A 26,505-nucleotide genomic window follows, 5' to 3' on the forward strand; every position below is an offset into this window, starting at 1 on the left:
CCGCGCCTACACGCTCGAACTTCACAGAAGGGTAGCCGTTCGAGGCTCACACAAGAAAACCGGGTCAGGTAGGGCCCGACGAACGCTCGGGCGGACCGACGGTGGGGTCCTGTCCATCGTCCAGGCTGTCCCACATCACCCGCTCGCTCTGCGTCTTTTCTCCCAGATCCGCACTGTCTGAGCGTCGCGCGGCCGGAGTCTGATACTTGGTGTCCACGACACCCCGTGCGGCCCGCAGAAGCGTAATGGCGGCCAATACGACCACCACCGCGGCCACCACGGCGGTGGTGGCTCCACCGGAGAGCCGGTCGGCGCCGATCAGGGTGGACACCGGGACGTTCTTGACGTCCGCGGCGCGGGGCCCGACATCACGAACGGCCCATAGGCTGACCCCCAGATAGGCCGCGCCCGCTCCGATCACCGCGACGAGAACCGCCAGGATCCGCAGGGCCCATCCGCGGATGGCCAGAGTCGCGATCGCCGCCGCCACCAAGGCGACCGCCAACGGAACCAAGGCCGCCGACCAGTCGGCGCCGGAAACCAGAATCGTTCGCGGCTCACCCAAACCGTCGAAGGAACGCAGGCGCACCCACGTGAACTTTGAGGCTCCCCACAGTCCACCCGCTGCGATCAGGAGCAATCCGGCGCCGGTGACCAGCCGCTTGCGGCCCGACTGCGGCGGAGCCGGATTAGACATCCGCGGCGCCCGTGAGGGTTTCGGCAGCGGCGATCGCATTGAGCACCGCGGTGGCCTTGTTCCTGGCCTCGTTGTACTCGTACTCGCCCGTGGAGTCGGCGACCACACCCCCACCGGCTTGCACGTAGGCACGCCCGTCTTTGAACAGCGCGGTTCGGATCGCGATGGCGAAATCGGCGTTTCCGGCGAAGTCCAGGTATCCCAGCACCCCCCCGTACAGTCCGCGACGAGTCAGCTCGACTTCCTCGATGAGTTCCATGGCGCGTACCTTCGGCGCCCCCGACAGCGTTCCCGCGGGGAAACATGCGGTGATGGCGTCAAGCGCTGTCTTACCGTCCGCCAGCGATCCCGACACTGTCGAGACCAAGTGCATGACGTGGCTGTAGCGCTCGATATGGCTGTAATCGCTGACCCGCACCGTGCCGGGCGTACACACGCGTCCGAGATCGTTGCGGCCCAAATCAACCAGCATGAGGTGTTCGGAGAGCTCCTTCTCGTCGGCAAGTAGATCCTTGGCGAGCAAGGTGTCTTCCTCATCGGTGGCGCCCCGCCAGCGCGTTCCTGCGATCGGGTGGGTGGTGGCCACTCCGTCCTTGACGGTGACGAGCGCCTCCGGACTCGATCCCACGATCGAAAAAGCTGTCCCGCCATCGGCATCCGGCGCATGCAGTAAATACATGTACGGGCTCGGGTTGGTGACCCGCAGGATGCGGTACACCTCCAGCGGGTCGACATCGGTCTCCATTTCGAAGCGCATGCTCGGCACCACCTGAAATGCCTCGCCGGCTTCGATCTCGCCGACGAGTTTGTCGACGATCGCGCTGTATTCCTCCACCGTGCGCTGGCTGCGATACGCCGGTGCCGGGCGGTCGAAATGGGCAACAGTCGAGGGCAACGGTTGCCCCAGCGCCGCCGTCATCACGTCGAGTCGCGCGACCGCGCCGTCATAGGCCTCGGCCACACGCTCCGGGGTGTCATCCCAGTTCACCGCGTTGGCGATGAGCGTGATGGTGCCTTCGTGGTGATCGACGGCCGCCATATCGGTGGCGAGCAGGAGCAGCAGATCCGGCAGCCCCAGATCATCGACTGTCTGCTCTGGAAGGCGCTCCAGCCGCCGGACGATGTCATAGGACAGGAAACCAACCATGCCGCCGGACAGTGGCGGGAGGTCCGACAGCGCCTCGCCTGCCAGCAGGTCCATCGTGGCCCGCAATGCATCGAGCGGATCGCCCCCGCCGGGCGCCCCCTCCGGGGCGGCTCCGAGCCAGGCGGCATGGCCGTCGCGCACCGTCAGGGCAGAGGGCGATCCCGCGCCGATGAAGGACCAGCGCGACCACGACCGCCCATTCTCCGCCGATTCAAGCAGAAAGGTGCCGGGCCGGTTGGCGCCCAGCTTGCGGTAGGCGGAGAGCGGTGTCTCGCTGTCTGCCAACACTTTTCGGGTCACCGGCACCACCCGATGCACCGCCGCCAGGGCGTTGAACTCTTCCCTGGTCGTGGTCGCGGCGCCACTGACGGTGCTATGCATACGTGCCATTCTCCCAGACCCCCGCCAACGGATTCGGCCATGCCACCAGCGTCAGCGGTGCGAACCTAACCCTCGTATGCCTTGAGGGTCGCGACGAGTCGCTCCAGGCCCGCGACGACCGAGGCGCGCTCGTCCCCGAGTCCGGCCAGGGCCTCGGCCTCGATACGCAGCCTCTCGGGGAACAATTCGTCCACGACCGACCGCCCGCTGTCAGTCATGCTGATGATTGCGGCACGGCGGTCGTTGGCGTTGGCTTCCCGGCGTACGTATCCACGCTCCTCCAGCTTGCGCAGCATTCTGCTCACCCAGGCTTGCGATACACCGAGCTCTTCTGCGACATGGCGCGCGATCACCGGACCCTTGCGGTGCCGGAGCACCACCAGAACGTCGTGCTCGGGCTCGGCGATGGCCGCGGTCGCATAGAGAGGCTCGAGCAACCGGGCGAGCAATCCCGACGCGCGCTTCAGAGAGCCGATGACCTCCATCGGCGATGTGTCGAGCTCCGGCCTGTTCAGCGTCCAGTCACGGGTGGTGATCGAACTCTCGTGGACAGCCATCATGCCTCTCGGTCCAGGTGTGCCAGATAAACGCGGATCGGGCCCAGGCTATCGAAATCGGGGCGTCACCATCGGCGAGCTCGGCAACATGCGCCCGTGATGCGGCGATTTTATTCCTCAATGACTCGCACCAGCTGCTGAGACAAGGATCTCATCGGCGAGATCCACACCTAATACATAACTTGTATAGTATCTGTCACGCATGAGCGCGTTCCCCCACTCTCACCATCCGTCACATGGCCGGGACGAATCGAGCGCGAGGCTCATCGGCCGTCACTCGTGACGACCACGTTCCACACCGCTCGGCAGGCAATGAGGCAGGCCGATGCCCCCGGATGTTGCGGGTCCCCGCTGGTCTTGATCCTCGAAAGGTGCAGCCATGAGCATTTCCAGAAGCCGTCGTGTGGTCAGCAAGATCTGGTTACCCGCAGTAGCGATCGTCATACTTCTTGTCGCCGGGTTGGCCATCAAGTTCGCGCACGGGGTCTTCGGATCGCAGGACCGAACACACAGCCCCGGGGGCAATTTCGCCGTTGTCCAGTTCAATCCCAAGAACATCGTTTACGAGGTGTACGGCGATTACGGCGGCTGGGCGCGGGTGAGCTATTGGGATACCGACAACAGACCCGTCGATATCGAACTCACCGGACTGCCCTGGACACACACCGAAACAACCGTCTTGACGACCGCGACCGGAGACATCACAGCGCAGGTCGCCGGGCGAAACGTGGGCTGCCGCATCACCGTTGACGGATTGGTGCGCTCGGAACACACCGCGACCGGTGAGCACGCTGGTGTCTGGTGCCAGGTGCTTTCCGCATGAGCGCACACTCCGCCCAGAAACCGCGCTTCGCCAAGGCAATTCGCAAGTACTCGATACTGGTCGTGCTCGCGTGGTTGGCGTTCACCATCGTGATCAATACGGTGGTGCCGCAGCTCGAACCGGTAACCGACGCAAATCAGGGTCCGTTGGTGCCGCTCGATGCGCCGTCCTCCAGGGCCTTGATTCACATCGGGGAATCGTTCAAGGAATCCGACAGCAACAGCCTGGCGATGGTCATCCTGGAGGGTGATCACAAGCTGAATGACGACGACCACAAGTTCTACGACGTGCTGGCAAGCAAGCTGGAAAACGACAAAAAGCACGTCCAGTACGTCATGAATCTGTGGGGTCAGGGCACCACTGCCGCGGGTGTGCAGAGTTCCGACGGCCAGGCTGCGTACACGCTCGTGCGCGTCGCAGGTGATCAAGGTTCGACAGTCTCAGACGAATCGATCCGTGCGGTCCGCGAGTTGGTCGCCGAAGTCCAGCCCCCCGATGGGGTCAAGGTCTATGTGTCCGGTTCGGCCCCGTTGTCCACGGACATGCTCCAGGTGGGCAACCAAAGCATGATCCGCCTGATGTACGTGACCATCGTCATCATCACGGTGATGTTGCTCATCGTCTATCGTTCTGTCGCAACGGCTTTGCTGACGCTACTGATCGTGATGGTGGAACTGTCGTGCGGGCGAGGCGTTGTCGCTTTCCTCGCCTATCACAAGCTGATCGGCATCTCTGTGTTCGCGTCGAACATCCTGGTGTCGTTGATTCTGGGTGCCGGAACCGACTATGCAATCTTCCTGATCGGTAGATACCAGGAGGCGCGTCACGCCGGCGAGGATCGGGAGACCGCGTACTACTCCGCGGTCAGAGGCGTCTCCCACGTCATCCTGGGCTCGGGCCTGGCGATTGCCGGCGCGACGTTCTGCCTGCAATTCACCCGCCTCAATTACTTCAACACGATGGGCCTGCCGTGTGCGGCCGCGACTCTCGTGGCGGTCGCGGCATCCCTTACCTTCGGGCCCGCGGTGCTGGCACTCGGCAGCCGCTTCGGGGTATTCGAACCCAAAGTCAAGGCCAGCGCCGGCATTTGGCGCAAGGTGGGTACCGTCACCGTGCGGTGGCCCGGACGTATTCTCGTCGTGAGCAGTGTCGTGGTGATGATCGGTTCGATCACGCTTCCGTCGTATCGGCCCAACTACAACGACCGCATCTACATAGCCGACGACGTGCCGGCGAACCAGGGATATGCGGCCGCCGACCGGCATTTCCCGGTGAGCAAGCTCAACAGCGACATGCTCATGATCGAATCCGACCACGACATGCGCAATTCGACGGACATGATCGCCTTGGACAAGGTGGCGCGCGAGGTGTTCCACACGCCGGGCGTCGCGATGATCCAGAGTGTCACCAGGCCATTGGGCACACCACTGGAGCATTCGTCCTTCACCTACACGATGGGGACGATGGGAACCAAGATCAACGAGCTGATCCCGTTCCTTACCGATCTCACCGACCGGTTCACCCAGATGGCCGATATCACCGATCGCATGGCCGCCCTGATGCGCCAGCAGCAGGACCTGACTGGGCAGCAGGCCAATTCGGCGCATATCTCGCTCAAGGGCGCACAGGAGTTGAAGGACGTCACCGTCAATATGCGGGACACCCTGGCCAACTTCGACGACCAGTTCAGGCCGCTGCGGAACTACTTCTACTGGGAACCGCATTGCGCCGACATCCCGATGTGCTGGGCGATGAGATCGCTGTTCGACATGACCGACCAGGTCGATTCGATGACCGACGCGGTCGATGACAGCCTCAAAGCCGCGATGATCCAGGACGCCGTCACGCCACAGCTGGTCCAGGTCATCGGCAAGAGTGCCGCCGAACTGGACAACATGCGCAAAGTGGTGCTGACCGAGCAGAGCACCATGCGGCCGATGCTGACTCAGCTGAACGAGCTGGGCCGCCAGATGATGGATCTCGGGCACGCCTTCGACAGTTCCAAGAACGACGAGTTCTTCTACCTGCCGCCCGAAGCCTTCGACAATCCGTACTTCCAGATCGATCTGAAGTACTTCGTGTCACCGGACGGGAAGTCCGCGCGCTACATGATCTATCACGACGGTGAAGCGCTCAGCGAGGAAGGCATCGACCACGCTCAGGCTTACCTGCCGGCAGCCAAGGAAGCGCTGAAGGGAACGACGCTGGCCGGTTCGCGGGTTTATCTGGGGGGTGCGGCCGCAACGTACTGGGATATCCAGGACGCCACCAAGACCGACCTCCTGATCGCGGCGATCGCGGCATTCGCGCTGATCTTCCTGGTGATGCTGTTGATCACCCGCAGTGTGGTGGCGGCACTGGTCATCATCGGCACGGTCGCGTTCTCGTACTCGGGCGCCTTCGGCCTTTCGGTTCTGGTCTGGCAGCACTTCCTGGGCATACCGCTGAGCTGGTTGAACCTGCCCATCACCTTCATCATCCTGGTGGCCGTGGGATCGGACTACAACCTGCTACTCATCGCCCGCTATCTGGAGGAAAGCAAAGCCGGGCTGAATACAGGTTTGATCAGAGCGGTGGCCAACTCGGGCAAGGTGGTCACCACCGCGGGCATCGTGTTCGCGACGACGATGATGGCCATGCTCTCCAGCGACCTGTTGTCGGTCGGCCAGCTGGGGTCCATTATCGGGCTTGGCCTGCTGCTGGACACGCTCATCGTGCGATCGTTCATCACTCCCGCGATCGCCCGGCTTCTCGGTCCGCTGTTCTGGTGGCCGCGCATCATCCGTTCGCGTCCAGCACCTGCCCAGTACAGGGGAACGACTGTTGCCACTCATTGACCTGGCTCGCCGATACACGTTCCAGCTAATCTCCCACACCACACCACCGGGCAGGAACACCGTCACATTCTTCGATGGCATGCCGCACCTCATCACGTCGAAGGCATCCAGACCGTTCGACGGTATCGAACATACATTCGATACGTCAACGCCTTTAGCCTGAGGCGGTGGCCGATGAATGCTTGTTCTGCGGAATCGTCTCCGGTGTAGTTCCTGGTGTGCGGGTGGCAGAGGATGCCGACACATACGCCTTCATGGATATCAATCCGGGTTCGGACGGCCATCTGCTGGTCGTTCCGAAGCGGCACAGCAAGGACCTCCTCGAGATCCCGGCCGAGGATCTGAGTGCCGTCGCGGTGGCGGCCCAGCGGATAGCGAAAGCGGTCGTTTCCGAGCTCGGCGCCGATGGGGTGAATCTGCTGAATTGCTGCGGCGCCCACGCATGGCAGACGGAGTTCCACTTCCATCTGCACGTGATTCCACGATATGTCGACAAGTCCAAAGACCGGCTCGGTCTGCCGTGGGCACCGGGCATACGCGGTGACGCCTTGACCATCTCCGCCCTGGGAAACCGGCTGTCCAACGCGCTGGCGTAGCGTTCGAGTCATGAAACCTGGTGATCGCGTCGCCGACTTCGAACTTCCGGACCAGACCGGCACACCCCGCAGCCTCTCGGCGCTCCTGGCCGACGGGCCCGTCGTGCTGTTCTTCTATCCCGCTGCCAATACCCCCGGCTGCACCGCCGAGGCGTGCCACTTCCGCGATCTGGCAAGCGAATTCAAGGAAGTCGGCGCCTCGCGCGTCGGCATCAGCGTCGACTCGGTAGACAAGCAGGCCGACTTCGCCGATAAGCGCAAGTTCGACTACCCGTTGCTCTCGGACACCGGCGGCAAGGTCTCGTCAGCGTTCGGGGTCAAGCGCGGTCTGTTGGGCAAGCTGGCTCCGGTCAAGCGGACCACGTTCATCATCGGCACCGACAAGACGATCCTCGAAGTCTTCGCGAGCGAACTCAACATGAACGCGCACGCCGACAAGGCTTTAGAGTTCCTCCGCGCCCGCAAGTAACACGTCGGCGTCAAAGCAACTGTGCGCGCCGGTGTGGCACGCCGGCCCGGTCTGGTCGACTTCCAGCACCAGCGTGTCACCGTCGCAGTCGAGCCGCACCGCGTGCACGTACTGGGTGTGGCCGGATGTCTCGCCCTTGACCCATAGACGCTGCCGGGATCGCGAGAAGTATGTCCCGCGTCGGGTCGCCAGGGTCTGCGCCAACGCCTCGTCGTTCATCCAGGCCACCATCAACACCGTGCCGGTGCCGCGCTCTTGCACCACCGCGGTGATCAGGCCGGCCGCGTCGCGCTTGAGGCGGCCGGCAATCCCGGGATCCAGCTCGCTCATCGCACCGTGATCCCTTCCGCGGCCATCGCCGCCTTCACCTCGGCGATGGTCAGTTCCCGAAAGTGGAAGACACTGGCGGCCAGCACCGCGTCGGCGCCGGCCTTGACCGCGGGTGAGAAGTGCTCAACAGCACCGGCTCCGCCACTGGCGATCACGGGTACGTCAACCGCTGTACGCGCGGCGGCGATCATCGGAAGATCGAACCCCGCCTTGGTGCCGTCCGCATCCATGGAATTGAGCAGGATCTCCCCCACACCCAATTCGGCTCCCCGCCTGGTCCATTCGATGGCATCGATCCCGGTGCCCTTGCGGCCACCATGGGTCGTGACCTCCCACCCGGACGGTGTCGGCGCGTCACCCTCACGGACCCGGCGCGCATCCACGCTCAGCACGATGCACTGTGAGCCGAACCGCTGTGCCAGCTCGGCCAACAACTCCGGACGTGCGATCGCCGCCGTATTGACGCTGACCTTGTCCGCGCCCGCTCGCAGCAGCACATTGACGTCTTCCACCGATCGCACACCGCCGCCCACCGTCAACGGAATAAACACCTGCTCGGCCGTGCGTCGCACCACATCCAACATGGTTGCCCGACCCGCCGACGAGGCCGTGACATCGAGAAAGGTCAGTTCATCGACGCCCTCGGCGTCGTATGCGGCCGCGAGCTCGACCGGATCGCCTGCGTCACGGAGGTTTTCGAAGTTAACACCCTTGACCACACGACCATCGTCGACGTCAAGGCAGGCGATGACACGGGTAGCAACACTCATCGGTAGTCCTCCGGATCCCCGACCTCAGCCAGCACTTCCAGGATCTGTTCGTGCACACCGGGCGCGGCCACCAGCACCGATGGCGATTCGGGGGTCCAAAGATTGCCGCGCAGATCCGTCGCGTGACCGCCCGCGGCCTCAACCAGTGCGATACCTGCGGCGTGATCCCACACGTGCGCACCGAAACTCACTGCGCCGCCGAGTATCCCGCCTGCCGTGAACGCCAGATCGATACCGGTGCTGCCGTGCATCCGCAGGCGCGAGGTGATGCGGCTCAGCTTCTCCACCACTGCCAGGCGGTAGCGACCCGGTATCCGCCCCTTCCAGTCGACGTTGAACGTGCCCAGGCCCACCGCAACATCCGCGAGATCGGCACGTGGCAAGGGCGGCATCGCAACACCGTTGCGGACCAATGGACCACCTGCGACACCGGTGTACCTGTCCCCCATGAACGGCAGCCAGGTCAATCCGGCGACTGGCACCCCATCGGAGAGCAGTCCCAGCAGAATCGCAGCCATCGGAGAACCCGCCGCGTAGTTGACGGTTCCGTCAATGGGATCCACCACCCAAACCAGACCAGAATCCACTGCCGGACCACCGAATTCCTCGCCGTGCACACCGATTCCGGTGCGGTCGGTAAGCGCCTCCACCACCATCCGCTCGATGGCCAAGTCCTCTTCGGTGGCGAAGTCCTTACCACCCTTGAACACGACACCATCGGCACCGTGCCCGGCCACGAAGCGCTGCGCCGCCACGTCCAGAATCAAGGACGCCTCGGCTACTAGCGCATTCAGATCAGGCATGTCAGGAGACGGCAGCCAGTGCATCCGGCAGGGTGAAACGGCCCGCGTAGAGGGCCTTTCCGACGATCGCGCCCTCGATACCCGCCCCGGTCAGCTCCGCGATGGCCCGCAAGTCATCCAGGCTCGACACCCCGCCCGAGGCGATCACAGGTGCGTTCGCCACACCTGCGACCTGCGCAAGCAGCTCAAGGTTCGGACCGGTCAGAGTGCCATCCTTCGTCACATCGGTGACGACGTAGCGCGAACACCCCTGACCGCGCAGACGTTCCAGTACCTCCCAGAGATCGCCGCCGTCGCTGACCCAGCCGCGGCCCCGTAGCCGGTGCTCACCGTCCACGACCTGCACGTCAAGCCCTACGGCCACACGCTCGCCGTGGCGCGCGATCGCGGAGGCACACCACTGCGGATCCTCCAGTGCGGCGGTACCGAGATTGACTCGGGCGCAGCCGGTTGCCAGGGCTGCCGTCAAAGACTCGTCATCGCGGATGCCACCCGAGAGCTCTACTTTCACATCGAGCTCGCCTACCACCTGTGCCAGCAGCTCGCGGTTGGAACCACGACCGAAGGCCGCATCCAGGTCCACCAGATGCACCCACTCGGCACCGTCGTTCTGCCACGCCAAAGCCGCATCGCGGGGTGAACCGTAGGTGGTTTCGCTGCCCGCCTTGCCCTGCACGAGGCGCACTGCCTGACCATCGGCGACGTCGACCGCCGGTAATAGAACGAGACTCAAGAGATTCCCTTCACCCAATTGCTCAACAACACGGCCCCCGCATCGCCACTCTTCTCCGGATGGAACTGAGTGGCAGCAAGTGCCCCATTCTCCACTGCCGCGACAAATGGCACGTGATGGGTCGCCCAGGTCACCAGCGGCTTCGCGATCGGTGAGTCGACGGGCGTTTCCAGCTCCCATTTCTGTACGGCGTACGAGTGCACGAAGTAAAAACGCGCGTCGGCGTCCAGACCTGCGAACAGATCCGATTCGGCCGGCGCATCGACGGTGTTCCAGCCCATATGCGGGATCACTGGTGCATCCAGGCGGCTGACCACGCCGGGCCACTGACCGCAGCCCTCGGCGTCGACACCGAATTCGATGCCGTGGCTGAACAGGATCTGCATGCCGACGCAGATGCCCAACACAGGGCGGCCCCCGGACAGCCGCACGTCGATGATCCGCTCACCGTCGATACCGCGCAGTCCCTCCATGCAGGCCGCGAAGGCGCCCACCCCGGGCACGACAAGACCGTCGGCGTTCAGCGCCGCGTTGGCATCGGCGGTCACCGTGACATCGGCACCGACCCGTTCCAGCGCGCGCTGTGCCGATCTCAGATTGCCCGAACCGTAGTCGAGGACAACGACTTTAGGTCCAGCACCGGTCACAGGCTGCCCTTGGTCGACGGCACTCCGGTAACCCGGGGATCGGGTTCCACCGCTTGGCGCAGCGCTCGGGCGACAGCCTTGTACTGCGCCTCGGTGATGTGGTGCGGGTCGCGGCCGTACAGCGTGCGCACATGCAGCGCGATCCGGGCGTTGAGCGCCAGCGACTCGAACACGTGCGCATTGATGACGGTGTGATAGGGAACCGAAGAACCTGCGATTGTGGTGTGCAGCAGGTGATCCGGTTCGCCGGTGTGCACACAGTACGGTCGGCCGGAAACGTCCACCGCTGCGTGGGCCAGGGTTTCGTCCATCGGGATGAAGGCATCACCGAACCGGCGAATTCCCTTCTTGTCACCGAGCGCCTCGGCGAGCGCCTGGCCAAGAGTGATGGCGGTGTCCTCCACAGTGTGGTGCGCCTCGATCTCGGTGTCGCCCTTGGCCGTGATCGTCAGATCGAAACTGGCGTGGGTACCGAGGGCCGTGAGCATGTGGTCGAAGAACGGCACGCCGGTGTCGATGTGCACCTGGCCGGTGCCGTCCAGGTTCAGTTCCACCACAATGTCCGACTCGCGGGTGGCGCGCGCCACGCGTGCCACCCGATTCCACGCCGATGCCGTCATAAGGGCGCACCTTTCTCTAGGTCCGTCGCAGCCAGATTGTCGCTGACCTTCAAGAACACGTCATTCTCGCTCGCCAACCCGATGGTGGCGCGCAGAAATCCCGGAATGCCGACATCGCGGATGAGAACACCCGCGTCGAGATAACGCTGCCAGCTCGCGGCCGAATCGGTGAATCGGCCGAACAGCACGAAGTTCGCGTCACTGGGAATGACCTTGAATCCGCTGGCCGATAACGCTTCCGATACCCGGATACGTTCGGCGACCAACGTCGCAACGCTGCCGAGGGTCTCGGCGCCATGTTTCACCGCGGCACGCGCGGCGGCCTGGGTGAGCACGGAGAGGTGGTACGGCAGTCGCACCAGCAGCAGCGCATCGATGACCGCCGGTGCCGCAGCGAGGTACCCCAGCCGCCCACCGGCGAAGGCGAAGGCCTTACTCATGGTGCGGCTCACGATCAGCTTCGTCGGATACTCGTCGATCAACGTGATTCCGCTTGGCGCTGAAGAGAACTCGCCGTATGCCTCGTCCAGGATCACGATGCCCGGAGCCTCGTCGAGGATCTGCCGCAAGTCCTGCAGCGGAACCGACTGTCCTGTTGGGTTGTTGGGACTCGTCACGAAGATGACATCGGGCTGACGCGCTCGAATCGCGTCGACCGCCGCACCGGCATCGAGCGAGAAGTCTTCCAGGCGCTGGGCCTGCATCCATTCCGTCTGGGTTCCATCGGAGATGATCGGGTGCATCGAGTAAGACGGCGTGAAGCCCAGCGCGCTGCGCCCGGGCCCGCCGAAGGCCTGCAGCAGCTGCTGCAGTATCTCGTTGGAACCGTTTGCCGCCCAGACATTCTCGGCAGCGACGGGCACCCCGGTCTGCCCGGTCAGGTATGCCGCCAGATCCGTGCGCAGGGCCACCGCGTCCCGGTCTGGGTATCGGTGCAATTCCGCGGCCACCTCGCGAACCGACGCGGCGACGTCCTCGATCAGACCGTCCGATGGTTCGTGCGGATTCTCGTTGGTATTCAGCCGTACCGGCACGGTCAACTGCGGTGCGCCGTAAGGATTCTTGCCACGCAGGCTATCCCGCAGCGGCAAGTCTTCCAGCCGGGCCGCACCTCCGATCAGATCGCTCATGATCGCTCGAACCTGCGCCGAACTGCCTCACCGTGCGCAGGCAGATTCTCTGCGTTGGCAAGCGTAATCACTTGCCCGGAAACCTCTTTGAGGGCGGCCTCGGTGTAATCCACGATGTGAATGCCGCGCAGGAAGGTCTGCACGGACAGCCCACTGGAGTGCCGTGCACACCCGGCGGTGGGCAGTACGTGATTGGATCCGGCGCAGTAGTCACCGAGGCTTACCGGCGACCACGGGCCCAGGAAGATCGCACCGGCACTGCGCACACGGGCGGCCACGGGCACGGGATCGGCAGTTTGAATTTCCAGGTGCTCGGCCGCATAGGCATTCACGACCTTGATTCCAGCGCTGAGATCGTCGACGAGCACGATTCCCGACTGGGGGCCGGTCAACGCCGCGGTGACACGTTCGGCATGCACGGTCGTCTCCAGCTGTGCGGCGGTCTCTTTCACCACCGCATCGGCCAGTTTTTCACTCGTGGTGACGAGCACGCTTGCCGCTAACACGTCGTGTTCAGCTTGGCTGATCAGGTCGGCGGCCACATGCACCGGATCTGCCGTCTCGTCGGCGAGGATGGCAATCTCGGTGGGGCCTGCCTCGGCATCGATGCCCACCAGCGACCTGCACAACCGCTTGGCCGCGGTCACGTAGATATTGCCGGGCCCGGTAATCATGTCGACCGGAGCAAGTTCGCCGCCATCGGTGTCGACGCCGCCATGGGCCAGTAGCGCGATACCCTGCGCACCGCCGACCGCCCAGATCTCCTCAACTCCAAGCAACTGCGCCGCCGCGAGAATCGTCGGGTGGGGCAGCCCGCCGAACTGCGCCTGCGGCGGTGAAGCGATGACGAGGGAACCGACTCCGGCCGTCTGCGCCGGCACGACATTCATCACGACGCTCGACGGGTACACGGCGTTACCGCCGGGAACGTACAAGCCGACGCGTTCCACGGGCACCCATCGCTCGGTCACGGTGGCACCATCGGCGACGGTGGTCACCGTGTCCTGGCGGCGCTGATCGGCGTGCACCGCCCGCGCGCGCAGGATGGCCACCTCGAGTGCGTCGCGCACCGCGGGGTCCAGTTCGGCGAGGGCGCGCTCCCGCTCGGCCGCGGGCACGCGAACGGTCTCGGGGCGGACACCATCGAACTCGGCGCAGTACTGAAGTGCCGCCTCGGCGCCGCGGTCTCGGACCGCTTCGACGACCGGCCGCACCGTCGGGAGCACGGCGTCGACGTCGGTCCCGCCCCGCGGGAGGGCAGAGCGCAGATGGGACGGGGACAGGCTTGCACCACGCATGTCGATACGGCGAAGCAGCGTCGTGCCGCCTGCACCAAGAGCATCTGCTGGGGTGGGTCCGTCGATCACATCCGCCATTCTCCCAGAGCTGCTCAACACCATTTACCACGCAGTCACCGGTTGTGTGTGACGCACGTCTAACTAGACTCGTCCACGAAAAGCCGCACCGACCCACAACGATCGGATCATCGATGTCAGCAAACCATCAGCCCGGCGTGCCCATGCTTCTGCCTGACTGGCTTGAGCGAGCTCAGATCAAGTTCATTAACCCGATCATGGCCCCTATCGCACGCTTTCTGCCTTCATTCGCCACCGTTACGCACTTCGGCCGCACCTCGGGCGCCAAGTACGAAACCACTGTGAATGCATTCCGCAAAGGCAATGTCCTCTCCATCGGACTGATTCACGGCAAGACCAACTGGACGAAGAACGTGATCGCCGCCGGCGGTGCCGACATCACGCTCTTCCGCGGTAAGCAGATTCATGTGATCAACCCGCGCATCGTGGAGCAAGGCCAAGGGGATCCGGGACTGACCCGGGCGACCCGCCAGGTGAACAAGCGCGCGGGAGTGTTCGTCGCCGATATCGCCCAGTAGATATTCATCAGCTGTTGAATTTCTGGGCGAGTCGTGCCCATACTGAGGCGTGTCTGATTTCGAACAGCTGGTCCGCGACCGGTCCTCGATCCGTGATTTCTTGTCGACACCTGTCCCCCGGGATGTTCTGTTGGCTGCCCTGGAGACGGCACAGCACGCGCCATCGAACTCGAACATCCAGCCGTGGCGCGTCGTCATCGCCGAAGGCGCGATACGCGAGCGCCTGAGCGAGTCGTTGGTGGCCTGCGTGCGGAGCAACGGCCTGGGCCGCATGGAGCTGCCCGACGAATACAACGCTCGGCGGTTCGCTGTCGGAGTCCAGGTCTACGGGGCGTTCGGTGTCCAGCGCGGCGATGCCGAGGCACGTTTGGAGGCCGGGCTGCGGAACTTCAGGTTCTTCGGTGCACCCACCGCCGCCATTGTCGGGGTGGACTCTCGCCTGGGTCCGGCCGATATCGCCGGAGTCGGCATGTACCTGCAGACGCTTGCCCTGGCCCTGCAGTCGCACGGGATCAGTTCGTGCATGCAGGTCGCTCCCGCCATGTTTCCCGAAGCGATTCGCCCGGTGCTCAAGCTGCCCGAGAGTCTGAATCTGGTCTGCGCGATGTCCATTGGCTACGCGAATCCCGATGCCCCGGTGAATGCTGTACGCGCCCCGCGCGACCCGGTCAGTGCCAATGTCACGTTCCTGGAATGAGGAACTCCTGTTCGGGACGGCCGGTGGTGCCGTACCGCAACCGCATCTGCAACTCTGAACTTCCCACCAGTGAGGCCAGGTAGCGCTGCGCGGTCGCACGTGAGATACCCACCGCCACAGCTACTTCCGCCGAAGACATGGGCGAGCGCGCATCCCGAATCGCATGCAGGACGATCTGCTTGGTCGGCGACGCCGCGGCCGCGGCGCGCGGCACGCCGACACTGGGCCGCAGGGACTCCAGGGCGGCGTCCACCTCGGCAGGGCTGAGCGCGTCACTGTGCAGGATCTTGCGGTACCGGGCGTACGCAGTCAGCCGCGCCACCAGCGAGGCGTTGGCGAATGGCTTCACCAGATAGCTCGCAGCACCGGCGATCAATCCCTGCCGGATCGTGGCGCCGTCGACCGCCGCCGACAGGACCATGGCGTCACAGCGCAACTCGCGCACGAAGTCGATCCCGGATCCGTCGGGAAGGTACACGTCGACCAGTGCGAGATCGACGTCGGTCGACCGCGTCACCTCGTGAGCGGCACCGATGCTGTTCGCAGTCGACACAACCGTGAATCCCGGTACCGCATCGACAATCCCGGCATGCAAGTTGGCCACCCGGAAGTCATCGTCGACGATCAGCACCTTGATCGTGGTTTCGTTCATCCCGGGTCCTTCCCGTCGGTCTCGGTCATCACCGATGGCATCCGCGCACTGAATTCCGCACCCGCAAGCCCGGGGCCTGCCCCCGCTGCCGTCGCCAGCCACACATCGCCGCCCAGCCCCCGGGCGATCTGACGCGACAATGCCAGGCCCACTCCGCGGCCACCCGGCACTGCGGCATGCTCCTTGGTCGAGATCCCTTCTGCGAAAAGATCATCCGCCACGCATTCGGCAACGCCGTCACCGCTGTCGGCGACACTGATATGCAGCGTAGAACCATCCTGAACCACACCGACCTCGACCCGACGGTGCGGGTCAGCCCCGGTACGTGCCGCATCGATCGCATTGTCGATCAAATTGCCCAGCACAGTCGTGACATCAACGGGATGCACGAGAGTGCCAGATACCCAGGTGTTGTCGCCCAGTGTCAGAGTGACGCCTGCCTCGCGCGCGTTCGCGGTCTTCGCCGCCACAAAGGCCTGAAGATAGGGATCGCCCAACGTCTCGATATCCGGAAGTGCCGCACCCAGCGGCCCGGTACCGAGCAACTCGTCCAGGAGCCGGGCAGCCTCCTGCGTCCGATTTCCATGCACCAGCCCGCTCAGCAGGTGCAAGCGGTTAGCGAACTCATGCCGCTGCGCCCGCAGTACGGCGCTCATCGACTGGACCGCATCCAACTGCCGAGTCAGGGATTCGACGTCCGTTCGATCGCGCACGGTGAGCACCGCACCAAGCTCACGCCCAGCCCGGGTCACTTGCCGTGCGGTCACCACCACAACCCGGTCACCTACCGTTGCCAGAACCGGCGCCGCCGACTTCTCCCGAAGCACCCCGAGAATCCTTGGCGTCAAGCCGATATCGCTATCCGGCTGCCCGGTCACCTCATCCAGCCCCAGCAGACGTTTCGCCTCATCGTTGACGACTGTCGTGCGCCCCTCGACATCCACGGCGAGGACCCCTTCGCCGATGCCGTGGAGAACCGCCGCTTGTTCTCTGACCAACTCGGCCAACTCGGCGGGCTCCAGGCCCAGAGTGAGGCTTCGCCACCGGCGAGCCAACAACACCGAGCCGCCGATTCCGAACAGAAATGCCACACCGACAACGCATCCCGCGATCCTCAGATCCGAGAACAATCTGTCGCGCACAGCGGTGGTCGATACGCCGACACTGACCTCCCCCACCACGGTTGACGAACCAGGCTGCCGGACCGGCACTTTGGCCCGTACGGAGCCTCCCAGCGTCCCCGTCTCCTCGACGACCACATCTCGTCCGGAAAGAGCGCCCGACGGATCGGTGCTGACGGGGTGGCCCAGTCGCTCCTGCGTGGGGTGCGCCAGCCGGAGCCCATGCTCATCGGTGATCACCACGAACAGCGCGTCGCTGCGCTCCAGCACCGCAGCAGCGATGTGTTGCAGCGGCCCATCGGAGAGCTCATCGGTGAGGCCCTGTCCCGGAATGAGCGTGCCCTGCGCATACTCGGTAACCCGTGCCCGTACCTCCGGCATGGCCGCCACCGTTCCCGCGATCGCCAGCGCCCGCTGGCCGTACTCGGAGGAAAGCCGCCGATCGCCCACCGCGGCGAGCACCGCGAACGCCAAACCCAATGCCAGAAAAATCACGGCGACCTGCAGAAGAAGCACCTGCGTGCGCAATCGCAGCACGATGCGCTTCCCGGAACCCATGTGCCCGAGCCTAGGCAGGCCGTGCGCAGAATGCGCAAAACTGACGAAATCCACGATTTGCGCGGGTAGTGCGCACAAGCAGAAATCTGTGACGCCCACCACTTATGTTCAGTCTCCGTCGGCTAGCGAAGGAGAAGGCAATGACGCTTCCACTCATCGAACTTCAGGGCGCAACCAAACGGTTCCCCTCCAATCGAGGCGACGGTATCCACACCGCGGTCCGAGATCTGAACATCGACATCGGCGCCGGGGAATTCGTCGCCGTCGTCGGCCCCACCGGATGCGGTAAGTCAACCACCTTGTCCCTCGTGTCCGGACTTGAACCGCCATCGGCCGGCCGTGTTCTGGTGCGCGGCGAGGACGTATCCGATATCCCCGCAGGGGTGGGCTATATGTTCCAGCAGGATGCGGTCCTGCCGTGGAAGAACGTGATCGACAACGTCGCCCTGGGTCCGATCTATCGCGGCGCGAGCAAGGACGCGGCCCGTGAGAGGGCAGCGACCTGGGTCCGGACCGTGGGCCTGGCCGGGTTCGAGAAGTACTACCCGCATCAGCTCTCGGGCGGGATGCGCAAGCGTGTAGCGCTGGCCCAGACCCTGGTCAACGAACCCGAGATTCTGCTCATGGATGAGCCATTCAGCGCCCTCGATGTACAGACCCGCCAGCTCATGCAGGACGAACTGCTGCGGGTGTGGTCAGGCACCGGAGCGGCGGTCATCTTCGTCACCCACGACCTCGAGGAGGCGATCGTGCTGGCCGACCGAGTGGTGGTGATGACCGCAAGCCCTGCCACCGTCTGTGGTGACTTTCCTGTCACCCTCCCGCGTCCCCGCGATGTCGAAGAGGTGAGACTCACCGACGAATTCCGGACGATCTACCGCGAAATCTGGGAAACACTGCGCGATCAGGTCGAGGCCGCTCGCGCGAAGGGAGAGTCTCGTGTCGCATAGTCTGCTCATTCGTCCGGTGTCCGAAAGCGACGAGGACATCCTCGAGCGCGCCCGTCGCAACAAGCGTCGCAGCCAGATTCGCGTCTGGGGGTTGCGGACCCTGCTGGTGGTGGTGTGGCTGGCCTCGTGGGAGTTGGCCGCCACGCTATGGCTGGATCCCTTCTTCTACTCGAAGCCCTCACTGATCTGGGGCCGATTGATTGAGTGGTTCACCGTCGGCACCCAGTTCGGCTCGATATGGCTGCAGATCTTCACCACTGTGCAAGAGGCCGTTCTGGGGTTCCTGATCGGTACCGTCGCGGGAGTGACATTGGGTGTGCTGCTGGGCCGCAGCCGCTATTGGTCGGAGGTGTTGGCACCGTTCATCAAGGCGCTCAACGCTGTTCCGCGCATCGTATTGGCATCACTGTTCATCATCTGGTTTGGTCTGGGGCTGAGTTCCAAGGTGGCCACCGTGGTGGTTCTGGTCTTCTTCGCGGTGTTCTTCAACGCGTTCACCGGTGCCCGTGAGGTAGATGGAAACGTGATCAACAATGCCCGGATTCTCGGTGCCAGCCCTACCCGCGTCCTCACCTCGATCGTGCTACCCAGCGCGACAAGCTGGATTCTGTCGAGCCTGCATACCGCGTTCGGATTCGCCCTGATCGGCGCCGTCGTCGGTGAATATGCGGGCGCTAGCAAGGGATTGGGCCTTTTGATCAGCAACGCCCAGGGCACATTCGACTCTGCGGGCATCTACGCCGGCATGATCATCATCACGGTCGTCGCCCTGCTCGCCGAATGGCTCATCGGTATCGCCGAATCCCGGCTGCTGAAATGGCGTCCCACACAATCCAGTTCGGGTCACGGAGTGTAGTGATGAGAAGACACGTACTCACCTTCGTTCTCATCACCGCTGTGCTGTTGACCGCTGGATGCCGGGACTCCCGGCACATCCCGATGGCCAATGGCAGACCGCAGGTCACCATCATGGTGGGCGGCCTGGAGAAGATCATCTATCTACCGGCGATGCTCACCCAGCAGCTCGGCCACTTCAGGAACAACGACATCGACGTGACACTGCTCAGTGAGCAGTCGGGCGCCACCGCGGAGACCGCGTTGCTCACCGGCGATGTGCAGGCGGTTGTCGGCTTCTATGACCACACCATCGACCTGCAGGCCAAGGAGCAATGCATTACCTCGGTGGTTCAGATGGCAGACGTTCCGGGTGAGGTGGAGCTGGTATCCGCCAGGGACACCGCGACCGTCTCGTCTCCTGCCGACTTCCGTGGCAAGAACCTCGGTGTCACTTCGCTGGGGTCATCCACAGACTTCCTGACGCAGGCCCTGGCAGGGCAGGCCGGACTGAACACCGCCGACTACAACCGGGTCAAGGTCGGTGCGGGACAGACATTCATCGCCGGAATGAACCATGACGGCATCGACGCCGGTATGACCACGGATCCGACGGTGGCGCAGATGGTGAACGCGGGCCAGGCCAAGGCCCTCGTCGACATGCGCACCGAGGCGGGAACACGCCAGGCTCTCGGCGGTCTGTATCCGTCGACCGCGCTCTACATGCGGTGCGACACGGTGAAGGCGCATCCCGAGATCGTGCAGAAGCTCGTCACGGCATTCGTCCAGACGCTGCGGTGGATCAAAGAGCACTCCCCCGCACAGATCGCGGACAAGATGCCACCTCAATATGCGGGCGGAAACAAGGACCTGTACCTGCAGTCGATCGCCGATTCCATCGGAATGTTCAACGGTGACGGGTTGATGAAAACCGAAGGCGCACAGAATGCCTTACGCATCCTCGGGATGTATTCCAAGAATGTGGCGCCCGTGAAGCAGCGTATCGACATCACCGCCACCTACACGACCGAGTTCGCACGGGCCGCACTTCGGGATTGACGCTACATATCCAAACCGATGTCGAGCACTCGGGCCGAGTGCGTCAACGCACCCACCGCAAGATAGTCGACACCCGTCTTGGCGTACGCGGCCGCCGTTTCCAGCGAAAGCCCCCCGGAGGACTCCAGCTTGAGTTGCGGAGCGCGTGCATCACGACGCTGCGCGGCCACCTGGGTCTGCCAGACAGGAAAGTTGTCGAGAAGGACGAGTTCTGCCCCCTCGGCGATGACCTCGTCGAGCTGTTCGAGAGAGTCGACTTCGACCTCACACTCGATGTTCGGAGCGGCCGCGCGGACCGCCCGCAACGCGGCCACCACCGAACCGGCGGCCACCACGTGATTGTCCTTGATGAGTGCGGCGTCGCCGAGGCCGAGGCGGTGGTTCACACCACCGCCGGCACGCACCGCATACTTCTGCAGGAGTCGCAGTCCCGGAAGGGTTTTGCGGGTATCGCGGATCTGCGCGCCGGTTCCGTCGACAGCATCCACCCAGGCAGCGGTGGTGGTCGCGATTCCGGAGAGGTGACACACCAGATTCAGCATGGTGCGCTCGGCAGTAAGCAGATCGCGAGTGGGGGCGGTGACGGTGAGCAGCGGCGTTCCGGTACCCACGCGCGTGCCGTCGGTGAGGCGATTCTCGACGCGATAATTCCCTGCGCCGACAACCTCGTCGAGAACGATGAGGGCAATGTCAATGCCGGCAACGACTCCCCCCGAACGTGTCACCATCGAGGCGCTGCACTCCGCGTTGGCGGGCACAGTTGCCTGGCTCGTGATGTCGGGGCCATAGCGGAGGTCTTCTTCAAGAGCACGCTTAACTGCCGAACGCGCCTCGGCGAGTTCGGTTTCCGTCAATGTTTCGGTCAACATGGCACCCCCGACGGTAGCGCAACTTCGCATCCGTCTGCGTCGCGGCGCACCGGAAGACTCACGGCAAACTCGGGATCGGTGTCCGGCCAATCCGAGCGGGCATGGCAGCCTCGGGATTCGGCGCGGGCAGCGGCCGCACTGACCACAGCGGCGGCGGTCAGGGTGAGCGCGGCGTCCTCCACATCACGTGGATTCATACCGCTGGAATCGGACGATGTTGGGACGCATGAGCGCAACTGCTCGTCCAGTAGCTTGAGCCCGTCCGCATCACGCAGCACTGACGCCCAGCGAGTCATCGCTGCCTGAAGTCGTCGACGTTCGAGGTGTGTCTGCGCACGATCACGATCTGCGGCAATGGCCGACCGGCCAACTACCCGGGCGGCGGCCTCGCCCGCACGCCTGCCCACCACGAGTCCTTCCAACAAGCTGTTGGAGGCCAGCCTGTTTGCCCCATGCATGCCGGTACGAGCGACCTCTCCGGCGGCGAATAATCCGGCAATCTCCGTCTGGCCGTAGGGATCGGTGACAACGCCGCCGCAGCTGTAATGCGCCCCTGGAACCACGGGGATGAGCTGGACCGCGGGATCGATGCCCGCCGCGACGCATGCAGCGGTGATGGTCGGGAATCGGCCCGCGAAGTTGCCGATCGCGCGTGCGTCGAGGTAGACGCATGGATCTCCGGTCTCGCGCAGCCGCCGGGCGATGGCCCCGGCCACCACATCGCGTGGTGCCAGATCGCCCATCGGATGTACCCCGGCGGTCACCGAATCTCCCTGTTTATCAACAAGAACGGCACCTTCGCCGCGGACTGCCTCACTGATGAGAGGACGGCAGCCGGTGGCCCCGGGACTATGCAGCATGGTCGGGTGAAACTGGATGAACTCGATATCGGCCACCGGAGCACCCGTACGCAGGGCCAGTGCGATCCCGTCGCCGGTGGAGCCCGCTGGATTGGTGGTCGCCGAATACAGATGTCCGAGACCGCCGGTGGCGAGAATCACGGCCCCGGTGCGGATCGCGCCCAGACCGTCGCCGTTCTTGACGAGCACACCGCCCACACCGTCGGGCCCCGTGAGAACGTCGTGCACCACGTGACTGCGCCGGATGTCTAGCGTCGCCGCGGCGTGATCGAGTGCTCGCTGCACCTCCGCGCCGGTGGCATCGCCGCCGGCGTGAATGATCCGACGGGTGCTGTGTCCGCCTTCACGCGTCAATGCCCATTGCCCGGAACGTGTTTCGTCGAATCGGGCACCGTCTTCCACCAGATCACGCACTGCGCGGTAGCCGTCCGACACGATGGAGCGCACCGCGTCGACGTCACACAGACCGGCCCCGGCGGTCAGTGTGTCCTGGACGTGCGCCTGGACCGAATCGTCCGTATCGGGAAGCACCACGGCGATACCGCCCTGGGCGAAATGCGTCGCCGTGGCTCCGACCTTGCTGAGCACCACGACCTTTCGGCCGAGGCGGTGTGCTGCGAGCGCCGCCGCCAATCCGGCTACACCCGCGCCGACGACAACCACATCGGCCTCGGCCGACCAGGTGGTCCCCGCCGGTAGTGTCATTCTCCGCCGCCGGGCTGTCCGATCTCAATCATCCGCTGCACACTGCGCCGGGCCAGCCGCGCGGTGTCCAAGTCCACATGTACCTCATCGCGGCCCTCGACGAGGCAGCGCAGCATGGCCGCGGGGGTGATCATCTTCATGTACGTGCACGAGGCTCGGTCGTTGACCGCCAGGAAGTTCACGTCGGGAGCGGCCTTGCGCAGCTGGTGCAACATGCCGACTTCGGTGGCCACCAATACCTCTCGCGCCCGAGTCTCACGGGCCGCGTCGAGCATGCCGCCCGTGGACAGGATCTTCACCCGGTCGTCGGGGACGGCACCTTCTCCCGCCAGATAGAGAGCCGATGTCGCGCATCCGCATTCGGGATGCACGAACAGCTCGGCATCCGGATGTGAACGCGCCTGTCCGGCAAGTTCGTCGCCATTGATTCCGGCGTGCACATGGCACTCGCCCGCCCAGATCTGCATGTTCTGACGGCCTGTCACTCGCTTGACGTGTGCGCCGAGGAACTGGTCAGGACAAAACAACACCTCGCGGTCCGGGTCGATCGACGCGACGACGTCGACAGCGTTCGAGGACGTGCAGCAGATGTCGGTGAGCGCCTTCACGGCCGCGGTGGTGTTGACGTACGAGACCACCACGGCGTCGGGAAACTCGGCCTTCCAGTCGCGCAACTCCTCGGCGGTGATGGAGTCGGCCAGCGAGCACCCGGCCCGCTGATCCGGGATGAGCACCGTCTTGTCCGGACTGAGAATCTTGGCCGTCTCGGCCATGAAGTGAACACCGCAGAACACAATGGTGTCCTCGGGCGCCTCCGCGGCGATACGGGAGAGCGCCAGGGAGTCGCCGACATGGTCCGCGACGTCCTGGATGGCAGGAAGCTGGTAATTGTGCGCAAGCAATGTGGCACCGCGCTGCTTGGCCAGCCGACGCACTTGCTCGGCCCAACGGGCATCGCCCTCCACCCCGGTGTATCCACCGGGGCCGTCGATCACGCCGTCAAGTACGACGTCAGCTGCCGTCATGGCCGCCTCCTCGCGCCCTTGGGTCTCGGTCAGCCTTCGGGCTGCGTTTGGCCGACCGAGGTTTTCGACTTATGATCGAAAACATGGTCCATACTAGCACCGAGCACGAGGTGTTAGCCGTGGTGTTCCAAGTACGTCACTTCGAAGACACCGCAACCAGCGCAGATGCATCGACGCCCACTCCTGAACTTGCCGTGTTGCTCTGGCAGCGCGCGCTCGAACCGCACCGCGGCGCCTGGGCACTGCCGGGCGGCCGGGTCCGCGCCGACGAGGATCTCCCCTCCTCCATCCGCCGGCAGCTCGCCGAAAAGGTGGACGTGCGTGAGTTGGCACACCTCGAACAGCTGGCCGTGTTTTCTGCACCGGGGCGTGTTCCGGGTCCGCGCACCATCGCCTCGACCTTCCTCGGGCTCGTCCCCTTCCCTGCCACGCCCGAGCTTCCCGCCGACACCCAGTGGCACCGGGTGAGCAAGCTGCCCGCGATGGCCTTCGACCATCAGGTGATGGTCGAACACGCGCATACCCGCCTGATAGCCAAGATGTCGTATACCAACATCGGATTCGCCTTGGCGCCACAGGAATTCACGCTCTCGATGCTCCGCTACATCTACTGTGCGACGCTGGGGTATCCCGTCGACGCGACCAATCTGCAGCGCGTGTTGGTGCGGCGTGGTGTGCTCACTCCGACCGGGACCACCGTGCGATCGGGCCGCAGCGGCGGTCGGCCCGCCGCGCTCTACCGATTCACCGACGACCGGTACCGGGTCACCGATGAATTTGCCGCGCTACGCCCTCCCGGCTGACGGGGACTAGCCTCTTAGAGTCTTCTTAGGGTATGAATGCCGGGGACCTTGAAGGGAGCTCGGGCATGGCACCCCACGATCTGGCGATATCCGGTGACGTCAAGTGGATCGGCGAACCGCCTCATCAGGAGCTCGAGCGCGGCGCGCGCCCGCTGCTGCCCACCGAGGATCCGTTCTATCTGCCACCCCGCGGATTCGAACACGCCCTGCCTGGCACCGTGCTGCGCACCCGCGATGTCGAGATCGGGTTCCTGGGCGTGATACCGCAGCGATTCACCGCGACGCAGCTGCTGTACCGCAGCAATGACCTCAATCGCCGCCCTGAAACGGCGGTGACCACCGTTCTCACGCCCACCGGCACCGACCCGGCGGCATCCGTTCCGATCGTCTCCTACCAATGCGCCATCGACGCCGTCACCGACCGGTGCTTCCCCTCCTATGCCTTGCGCCGCGGTGCCCATGCGCTCGGCTCCTTCACGCAGCTCGAACTGCTCCTGATCGCGGCACTGCTCGCCCAGGGCTGGGCCGTCTCCATACCCGATCACGAGGGCGTCGACGGGACCTGGGGTGCGCCGGAGGAGCCCGGGTATCGGACGCTCGACGGAATTCGGGCGGTACTGGACTGTGAGCGCCTCGGGTTGTCCCGGCGTGCGCCCATCGGACTGTGGGGGTACTCCGGCGGAGGACTTGCCACCGCCTGGGCGGCGGAAGTCAGTGCCGAGTACGCACCCGAGCTCGATATTGCCGGTGCGGTCCTCGGTTCTCCGGTGGGCGACCTGGGGCACACCTTCCGTCGCCTCAACGGCGGGCTGTTCGCCGCGCTGCCCGGGCTGGTCGTCGCCGCCCTCTCGCACGTGTATCCGGGCCTCGAGCGGGTGATCGAGGAGCATGCGACGCCCCAGGGCAAGGAGTTCCTCGGTCGGCTCGAAGGCATGCCAACCTTGCGGGCGATCGTCGCCATGGCCTTCAAAGACATGGACGATCTGGTGGACCAGCCGCTGGATCAGCTCCTCGAGACCCCTGAGGTGCAGCATGTCTTCGAGAGCATCAAGCTCGGAAAGACCGTCCCCACTCCTCCGGTTCTCATCGTCCAGGCCGTGCACGACCAGATCATTTCGACGTCGTGCATCGACGAACTCGCCGAGACCTATCGCGGCGGTGGCGCCCACGTCGCCTACCACCGTGACCTGCTCAACGAGCACCTGCTGCTGCACCCGATGTCCGCACCCATGTCGATGGCATGGTTGCGCGCACGATTCGCCGGCGACGGCCTGGGCACGGAGCCGCGGCGTACGAGCTGGCCGCTGGCGTTGAAGCCCTCGACCTACCTGGGCCTGTTCAAGCTCGGCTGGGTGAGCGCCAAGGTGCTGGGCGGCCGTCCTCTCTAGAGAAGGGTCAGCTGTTCAACGCGGCAAGGGCGGCGTCCACGGCAGTCTTCTTGACCTGTGTACGTGTTCGGCCCGCGTACTCGATGGTGCAGTCCGACAATCCGCCGAGGGCCACTGTCGCCCGAATCATCTGTACCGGTGAGGGTTTGGTGCCCGCCAGAAGTGTGATCAGCTTGCGTCGCCATTCGATCATCCACTCTCCCAGCTCGATCTGTCCTAATGTAGCCAGGTCGCGCACGATGATGCCCAGCACCACGCGATGCGCCCACAGCACGTCGAAATAGTCCTCCAACAGTTGGCGCGCGTCCCGTGATCCGCCGGTGGCCAAAAACGCCTCCAGGTCGTCCACCATCGGCTGCACGATGCTCCGTACCAGATCGTCACGCGACGAAAAGTGGTAGTAGAGAGCGGGCTTGGTGATATCCAGCCGGGCCGCTATGTCCCGCAGGCTGGTGTTGCGCAGCCCCTGCTCGGCGAAGAGATCTCGCGCGACCGCTTGGATGCGCTCCCTGGTGTTGATCGCGACGGGCGCTTCGGGGGTCATCGTCCG

General features: G+C 64.4%; 28 protein-coding genes. 11 read left to right on the top strand and 17 right to left on the bottom strand.

The genetic code is table 11. From position 1 onward, the window contains the following. Positions 1-64 precede the first annotated feature (64 nt). The 3 genes from HBA99_RS13305 to HBA99_RS13315 all read right to left on the bottom strand — a co-directional run bounded on the left by HBA99_RS13305 (position 65) and on the right by HBA99_RS13315 (position 2,782). Positions 65-697, bottom strand: coding sequence for a TIGR02234 family membrane protein (locus HBA99_RS13305; RefSeq protein ID WP_044105637.1), 633 nt, complete (start codon positions 695-697; stop codon positions 65-67). Continuing rightward, positions 690-2,225: an anthranilate synthase component I gene (locus HBA99_RS13310; RefSeq protein WP_057969045.1), complete on the bottom strand. Its 1,536-nt coding sequence runs from the start codon at positions 2,223-2,225 to the stop codon at positions 690-692. Before HBA99_RS13310 ends, HBA99_RS13305 begins: the two co-directional genes overlap by 8 nt. Positions 2,226-2,290: 65 nt before the next feature. Continuing rightward, positions 2,291-2,782 carry a MarR family winged helix-turn-helix transcriptional regulator gene (locus HBA99_RS13315; RefSeq protein ID WP_057969098.1) on the bottom strand — a complete coding sequence of 164 codons (492 nt, stop codon included), beginning with the start codon at positions 2,780-2,782 and terminating at the stop codon, positions 2,291-2,293. Positions 2,783-3,161: 379 nt separating this feature from the next. On the opposite strand from HBA99_RS13315, the gene HBA99_RS13320 reads away from it, so the two are divergent. From HBA99_RS13320 to HBA99_RS13335, 4 genes are all read left to right on the top strand, one after another. Further along, positions 3,162-3,605 carry an MmpS family transport accessory protein gene (locus tag HBA99_RS13320; RefSeq protein WP_057969046.1) on the top strand — a complete coding sequence of 148 codons (444 nt, stop codon included), beginning with the start codon at positions 3,162-3,164 and terminating at the stop codon, positions 3,603-3,605. After that, positions 3,602-6,442: an MMPL/RND family transporter gene (locus HBA99_RS13325; protein ID WP_070924245.1), complete on the top strand. Its 2,841-nt coding sequence runs from the start codon at positions 3,602-3,604 to the stop codon at positions 6,440-6,442. The genes HBA99_RS13320 and HBA99_RS13325 overlap by 4 nt, the downstream gene beginning before the upstream one ends. Before the next feature lie 167 nt (positions 6,443-6,609). Next, positions 6,610-7,038 (top strand): HIT family protein, encoded by a 429-nt coding sequence (locus tag HBA99_RS13330; RefSeq protein ID WP_057965865.1) that lies wholly within the window; start codon positions 6,610-6,612, stop codon positions 7,036-7,038. 10 nt (positions 7,039-7,048) lie between these two features. Beyond that, on the top strand, positions 7,049-7,507 hold the full coding sequence (locus HBA99_RS13335) for a peroxiredoxin (protein WP_070949577.1): 459 nt from the start codon (positions 7,049-7,051) through the stop codon (positions 7,505-7,507). Here HBA99_RS13335 and hisI read toward each other — a convergent pair. The 8 genes from hisI to hisD are packed head-to-tail and all read right to left on the bottom strand — an operon-like array spanning position 7,481 to position 13,838. Next, entirely contained in the window at positions 7,481-7,837 is a 357-nt protein-coding gene (gene hisI / locus HBA99_RS13340; protein ID WP_030093380.1) for a phosphoribosyl-AMP cyclohydrolase, read from the bottom strand. The two genes, HBA99_RS13335 and hisI, sit on opposite strands and share 27 nt — an antisense overlap. After that, a complete protein-coding gene (hisF, locus tag HBA99_RS13345; protein ID WP_070952540.1) occupies positions 7,834-8,607 on the bottom strand; it encodes an imidazole glycerol phosphate synthase subunit HisF in 774 nt (257 codons plus the stop codon). The genes hisI and hisF overlap by 4 nt, the downstream gene beginning before the upstream one ends. After that, the gene (locus tag HBA99_RS13350) at positions 8,604-9,410 is read right to left on the bottom strand and encodes an inositol monophosphatase family protein (RefSeq protein ID WP_109494435.1); all 807 of its coding nucleotides are present in this window, start codon (positions 9,408-9,410) and stop codon (positions 8,604-8,606) included. The genes hisF and HBA99_RS13350 overlap by 4 nt, the downstream gene beginning before the upstream one ends. Before the next feature lies 1 nt (position 9,411). Beyond that, positions 9,412-10,143 (bottom strand): bifunctional 1-(5-phosphoribosyl)-5-((5-phosphoribosylamino)methylideneamino)imidazole-4-carboxamide isomerase/phosphoribosylanthranilate isomerase PriA, encoded by a 732-nt coding sequence (gene priA, locus HBA99_RS13355; RefSeq protein ID WP_070924247.1) that lies wholly within the window; start codon positions 10,141-10,143, stop codon positions 9,412-9,414. Next, entirely contained in the window at positions 10,140-10,790 is a 651-nt protein-coding gene (gene hisH, locus HBA99_RS13360) for an imidazole glycerol phosphate synthase subunit HisH (protein ID WP_070924248.1), read from the bottom strand. The genes priA and hisH overlap by 4 nt, the downstream gene beginning before the upstream one ends. Then, on the bottom strand, positions 10,787-11,410 hold the full coding sequence (gene hisB / locus HBA99_RS13365) for an imidazoleglycerol-phosphate dehydratase HisB (RefSeq protein ID WP_057969050.1): 624 nt from the start codon (positions 11,408-11,410) through the stop codon (positions 10,787-10,789). The genes hisH and hisB overlap by 4 nt, the downstream gene beginning before the upstream one ends. After that, on the bottom strand, positions 11,407-12,540 hold the full coding sequence (locus HBA99_RS13370) for a histidinol-phosphate transaminase (RefSeq protein ID WP_070930741.1): 1,134 nt from the start codon (positions 12,538-12,540) through the stop codon (positions 11,407-11,409). Before HBA99_RS13370 ends, hisB begins: the two co-directional genes overlap by 4 nt. Beyond that, on the bottom strand, positions 12,537-13,838 hold the full coding sequence (hisD, locus tag HBA99_RS13375; protein WP_070952636.1) for a histidinol dehydrogenase: 1,302 nt from the start codon (positions 13,836-13,838) through the stop codon (positions 12,537-12,539). The genes HBA99_RS13370 and hisD overlap by 4 nt, the downstream gene beginning before the upstream one ends. 221 nt (positions 13,839-14,059) lie before the next feature. On the opposite strand from hisD, the gene HBA99_RS13380 reads away from it, so the two are divergent. Both HBA99_RS13380 and HBA99_RS13385 read left to right on the top strand, forming a co-directional pair. Continuing rightward, a complete protein-coding gene (locus HBA99_RS13380; RefSeq protein WP_057969052.1) occupies positions 14,060-14,434 on the top strand; it encodes a nitroreductase family deazaflavin-dependent oxidoreductase in 375 nt (124 codons plus the stop codon). Positions 14,435-14,483: 49 nt separating this feature from the next. Then, entirely contained in the window at positions 14,484-15,131 is a 648-nt protein-coding gene (locus HBA99_RS13385) for a nitroreductase (RefSeq protein WP_070952542.1), read from the top strand. Here HBA99_RS13385 and HBA99_RS13390 read toward each other — a convergent pair. Together HBA99_RS13390 and HBA99_RS13395 are read right to left on the bottom strand one after the other, a co-directional pair. After that, the gene (locus tag HBA99_RS13390) at positions 15,115-15,783 is read right to left on the bottom strand and encodes a response regulator (protein WP_070952543.1); all 669 of its coding nucleotides are present in this window, start codon (positions 15,781-15,783) and stop codon (positions 15,115-15,117) included. The two genes, HBA99_RS13385 and HBA99_RS13390, sit on opposite strands and share 17 nt — an antisense overlap. Further along, entirely contained in the window at positions 15,780-17,462 is a 1,683-nt protein-coding gene (locus HBA99_RS13395; RefSeq protein ID WP_234798110.1) for a sensor histidine kinase, read from the bottom strand. The genes HBA99_RS13390 and HBA99_RS13395 overlap by 4 nt, the downstream gene beginning before the upstream one ends. A gap of 140 nt (positions 17,463-17,602) precedes the next feature. Here HBA99_RS13395 and HBA99_RS13400 point away from each other — a divergent pair, with 140 nt between their 5' ends. Genes HBA99_RS13400 through HBA99_RS13410 form a run of 3 tightly spaced genes read left to right on the top strand, consistent with a single transcriptional unit; the run spans position 17,603 to position 20,305 of the window. Beyond that, on the top strand, positions 17,603-18,412 hold the full coding sequence (locus tag HBA99_RS13400; protein WP_030093392.1) for an ABC transporter ATP-binding protein: 810 nt from the start codon (positions 17,603-17,605) through the stop codon (positions 18,410-18,412). Next, positions 18,402-19,268, top strand: coding sequence for an ABC transporter permease (locus HBA99_RS13405; RefSeq protein WP_070952544.1), 867 nt, complete (start codon positions 18,402-18,404; stop codon positions 19,266-19,268). The genes HBA99_RS13400 and HBA99_RS13405 overlap by 11 nt, the downstream gene beginning before the upstream one ends. Before the next feature lie 2 nt (positions 19,269-19,270). Then, complete coding sequence (locus HBA99_RS13410) at positions 19,271-20,305, top strand: ABC transporter substrate-binding protein (RefSeq protein ID WP_070952545.1); 1,035 nt, start codon at positions 19,271-19,273, stop codon at positions 20,303-20,305. A 2-nt stretch (positions 20,306-20,307) separates the two neighbouring features. Here the strand turns inward: HBA99_RS13410 and nadC are convergent, their stop codons facing one another. The 3 genes from nadC to nadA are packed head-to-tail and all read right to left on the bottom strand — an operon-like array spanning position 20,308 to position 23,764. Further along, complete coding sequence (gene nadC / locus HBA99_RS13415; RefSeq protein ID WP_057969056.1) at positions 20,308-21,174, bottom strand: carboxylating nicotinate-nucleotide diphosphorylase; 867 nt, start codon at positions 21,172-21,174, stop codon at positions 20,308-20,310. Beyond that, a complete protein-coding gene (locus HBA99_RS13420; RefSeq protein ID WP_057969057.1) occupies positions 21,168-22,739 on the bottom strand; it encodes an L-aspartate oxidase in 1,572 nt (523 codons plus the stop codon). Before HBA99_RS13420 ends, nadC begins: the two co-directional genes overlap by 7 nt. Next, on the bottom strand, positions 22,736-23,764 hold the full coding sequence (nadA, locus tag HBA99_RS13425; protein ID WP_046253784.1) for a quinolinate synthase NadA: 1,029 nt from the start codon (positions 23,762-23,764) through the stop codon (positions 22,736-22,738). The genes HBA99_RS13420 and nadA overlap by 4 nt, the downstream gene beginning before the upstream one ends. A gap of 83 nt (positions 23,765-23,847) precedes the next feature. On the opposite strand from nadA, the gene HBA99_RS13430 reads away from it, so the two are divergent. Both HBA99_RS13430 and HBA99_RS13435 read left to right on the top strand, forming a co-directional pair. After that, positions 23,848-24,567 carry an NUDIX hydrolase gene (locus HBA99_RS13430; RefSeq protein WP_057969100.1) on the top strand — a complete coding sequence of 240 codons (720 nt, stop codon included), beginning with the start codon at positions 23,848-23,850 and terminating at the stop codon, positions 24,565-24,567. Positions 24,568-24,632: 65 nt separating this feature from the next. Next, the gene (locus HBA99_RS13435; RefSeq protein ID WP_070952546.1) at positions 24,633-25,955 is read left to right on the top strand and encodes a lipase family protein; all 1,323 of its coding nucleotides are present in this window, start codon (positions 24,633-24,635) and stop codon (positions 25,953-25,955) included. 7 nt (positions 25,956-25,962) lie between these two features. Here the strand turns inward: HBA99_RS13435 and HBA99_RS13440 are convergent, their stop codons facing one another. Next, complete coding sequence (locus tag HBA99_RS13440) at positions 25,963-26,499, bottom strand: TetR/AcrR family transcriptional regulator (protein ID WP_030093400.1); 537 nt, start codon at positions 26,497-26,499, stop codon at positions 25,963-25,965. Positions 26,500-26,505 lie beyond the last annotated feature (6 nt).

Origin of the sequence: Mycobacteroides chelonae, from assembly GCF_016767715.1 — a bacterium.
In the GTDB taxonomy this organism is placed as follows: Bacteria; Actinomycetota; Actinomycetes; order Mycobacteriales; family Mycobacteriaceae; genus Mycobacterium; species Mycobacterium gwanakae.

Bases quoted from the DNA above. Each gene is read 5' to 3' on its own strand.
- HBA99_RS13435 (WP_070952546.1), top strand. From the start codon at position 24,633: ATGGCACCCCACGATCTGGCGATATCCGGTGACGTCAAGTGGATCGGC.
- HBA99_RS13350 (WP_109494435.1), bottom strand. From the start codon at position 9,410: ATGCCTGATCTGAATGCGCTAGTAGCCGAGGCGTCCTTGATTCTGGAC.
- HBA99_RS13325 (WP_070924245.1), top strand. From the start codon at position 3,602: ATGAGCGCACACTCCGCCCAGAAACCGCGCTTCGCCAAGGCAATTCGC.
- HBA99_RS13335 (WP_070949577.1), top strand. From the start codon at position 7,049: ATGAAACCTGGTGATCGCGTCGCCGACTTCGAACTTCCGGACCAGACC.
- HBA99_RS13440 (WP_030093400.1), bottom strand. From the start codon at position 26,499: ATGACCCCCGAAGCGCCCGTCGCGATCAACACCAGGGAGCGCATCCAA.
- HBA99_RS13390 (WP_070952543.1), bottom strand. From the start codon at position 15,783: ATGAACGAAACCACGATCAAGGTGCTGATCGTCGACGATGACTTCCGG.
- HBA99_RS13305 (WP_044105637.1), bottom strand. From the start codon at position 697: ATGTCTAATCCGGCTCCGCCGCAGTCGGGCCGCAAGCGGCTGGTCACC.
- HBA99_RS13410 (WP_070952545.1), top strand. From the start codon at position 19,271: ATGAGAAGACACGTACTCACCTTCGTTCTCATCACCGCTGTGCTGTTG.
- HBA99_RS13395 (WP_234798110.1), bottom strand. From the start codon at position 17,462: ATGGGTTCCGGGAAGCGCATCGTGCTGCGATTGCGCACGCAGGTGCTT.
- HBA99_RS13380 (WP_057969052.1), top strand. From the start codon at position 14,060: ATGCTTCTGCCTGACTGGCTTGAGCGAGCTCAGATCAAGTTCATTAAC.
- HBA99_RS13320 (WP_057969046.1), top strand. From the start codon at position 3,162: ATGAGCATTTCCAGAAGCCGTCGTGTGGTCAGCAAGATCTGGTTACCC.
- nadA (WP_046253784.1), bottom strand. From the start codon at position 23,764: ATGACGGCAGCTGACGTCGTACTTGACGGCGTGATCGACGGCCCCGGT.
- HBA99_RS13315 (WP_057969098.1), bottom strand. From the start codon at position 2,782: ATGGCTGTCCACGAGAGTTCGATCACCACCCGTGACTGGACGCTGAAC.
- nadC (WP_057969056.1), bottom strand. From the start codon at position 21,174: ATGTTGACCGAAACATTGACGGAAACCGAACTCGCCGAGGCGCGTTCG.
- HBA99_RS13370 (WP_070930741.1), bottom strand. From the start codon at position 12,540: ATGAGCGATCTGATCGGAGGTGCGGCCCGGCTGGAAGACTTGCCGCTG.
- hisF (WP_070952540.1), bottom strand. From the start codon at position 8,607: ATGAGTGTTGCTACCCGTGTCATCGCCTGCCTTGACGTCGACGATGGT.
- hisD (WP_070952636.1), bottom strand. From the start codon at position 13,838: ATGCGTGGTGCAAGCCTGTCCCCGTCCCATCTGCGCTCTGCCCTCCCG.
- HBA99_RS13310 (WP_057969045.1), bottom strand. From the start codon at position 2,225: ATGCATAGCACCGTCAGTGGCGCCGCGACCACGACCAGGGAAGAGTTC.
- HBA99_RS13430 (WP_057969100.1), top strand. From the start codon at position 23,848: ATGGTCCATACTAGCACCGAGCACGAGGTGTTAGCCGTGGTGTTCCAA.
- HBA99_RS13400 (WP_030093392.1), top strand. From the start codon at position 17,603: ATGACGCTTCCACTCATCGAACTTCAGGGCGCAACCAAACGGTTCCCC.
- HBA99_RS13420 (WP_057969057.1), bottom strand. From the start codon at position 22,739: ATGACACTACCGGCGGGGACCACCTGGTCGGCCGAGGCCGATGTGGTT.
- hisB (WP_057969050.1), bottom strand. From the start codon at position 11,410: ATGACGGCATCGGCGTGGAATCGGGTGGCACGCGTGGCGCGCGCCACC.
- hisI (WP_030093380.1), bottom strand. From the start codon at position 7,837: ATGAGCGAGCTGGATCCCGGGATTGCCGGCCGCCTCAAGCGCGACGCG.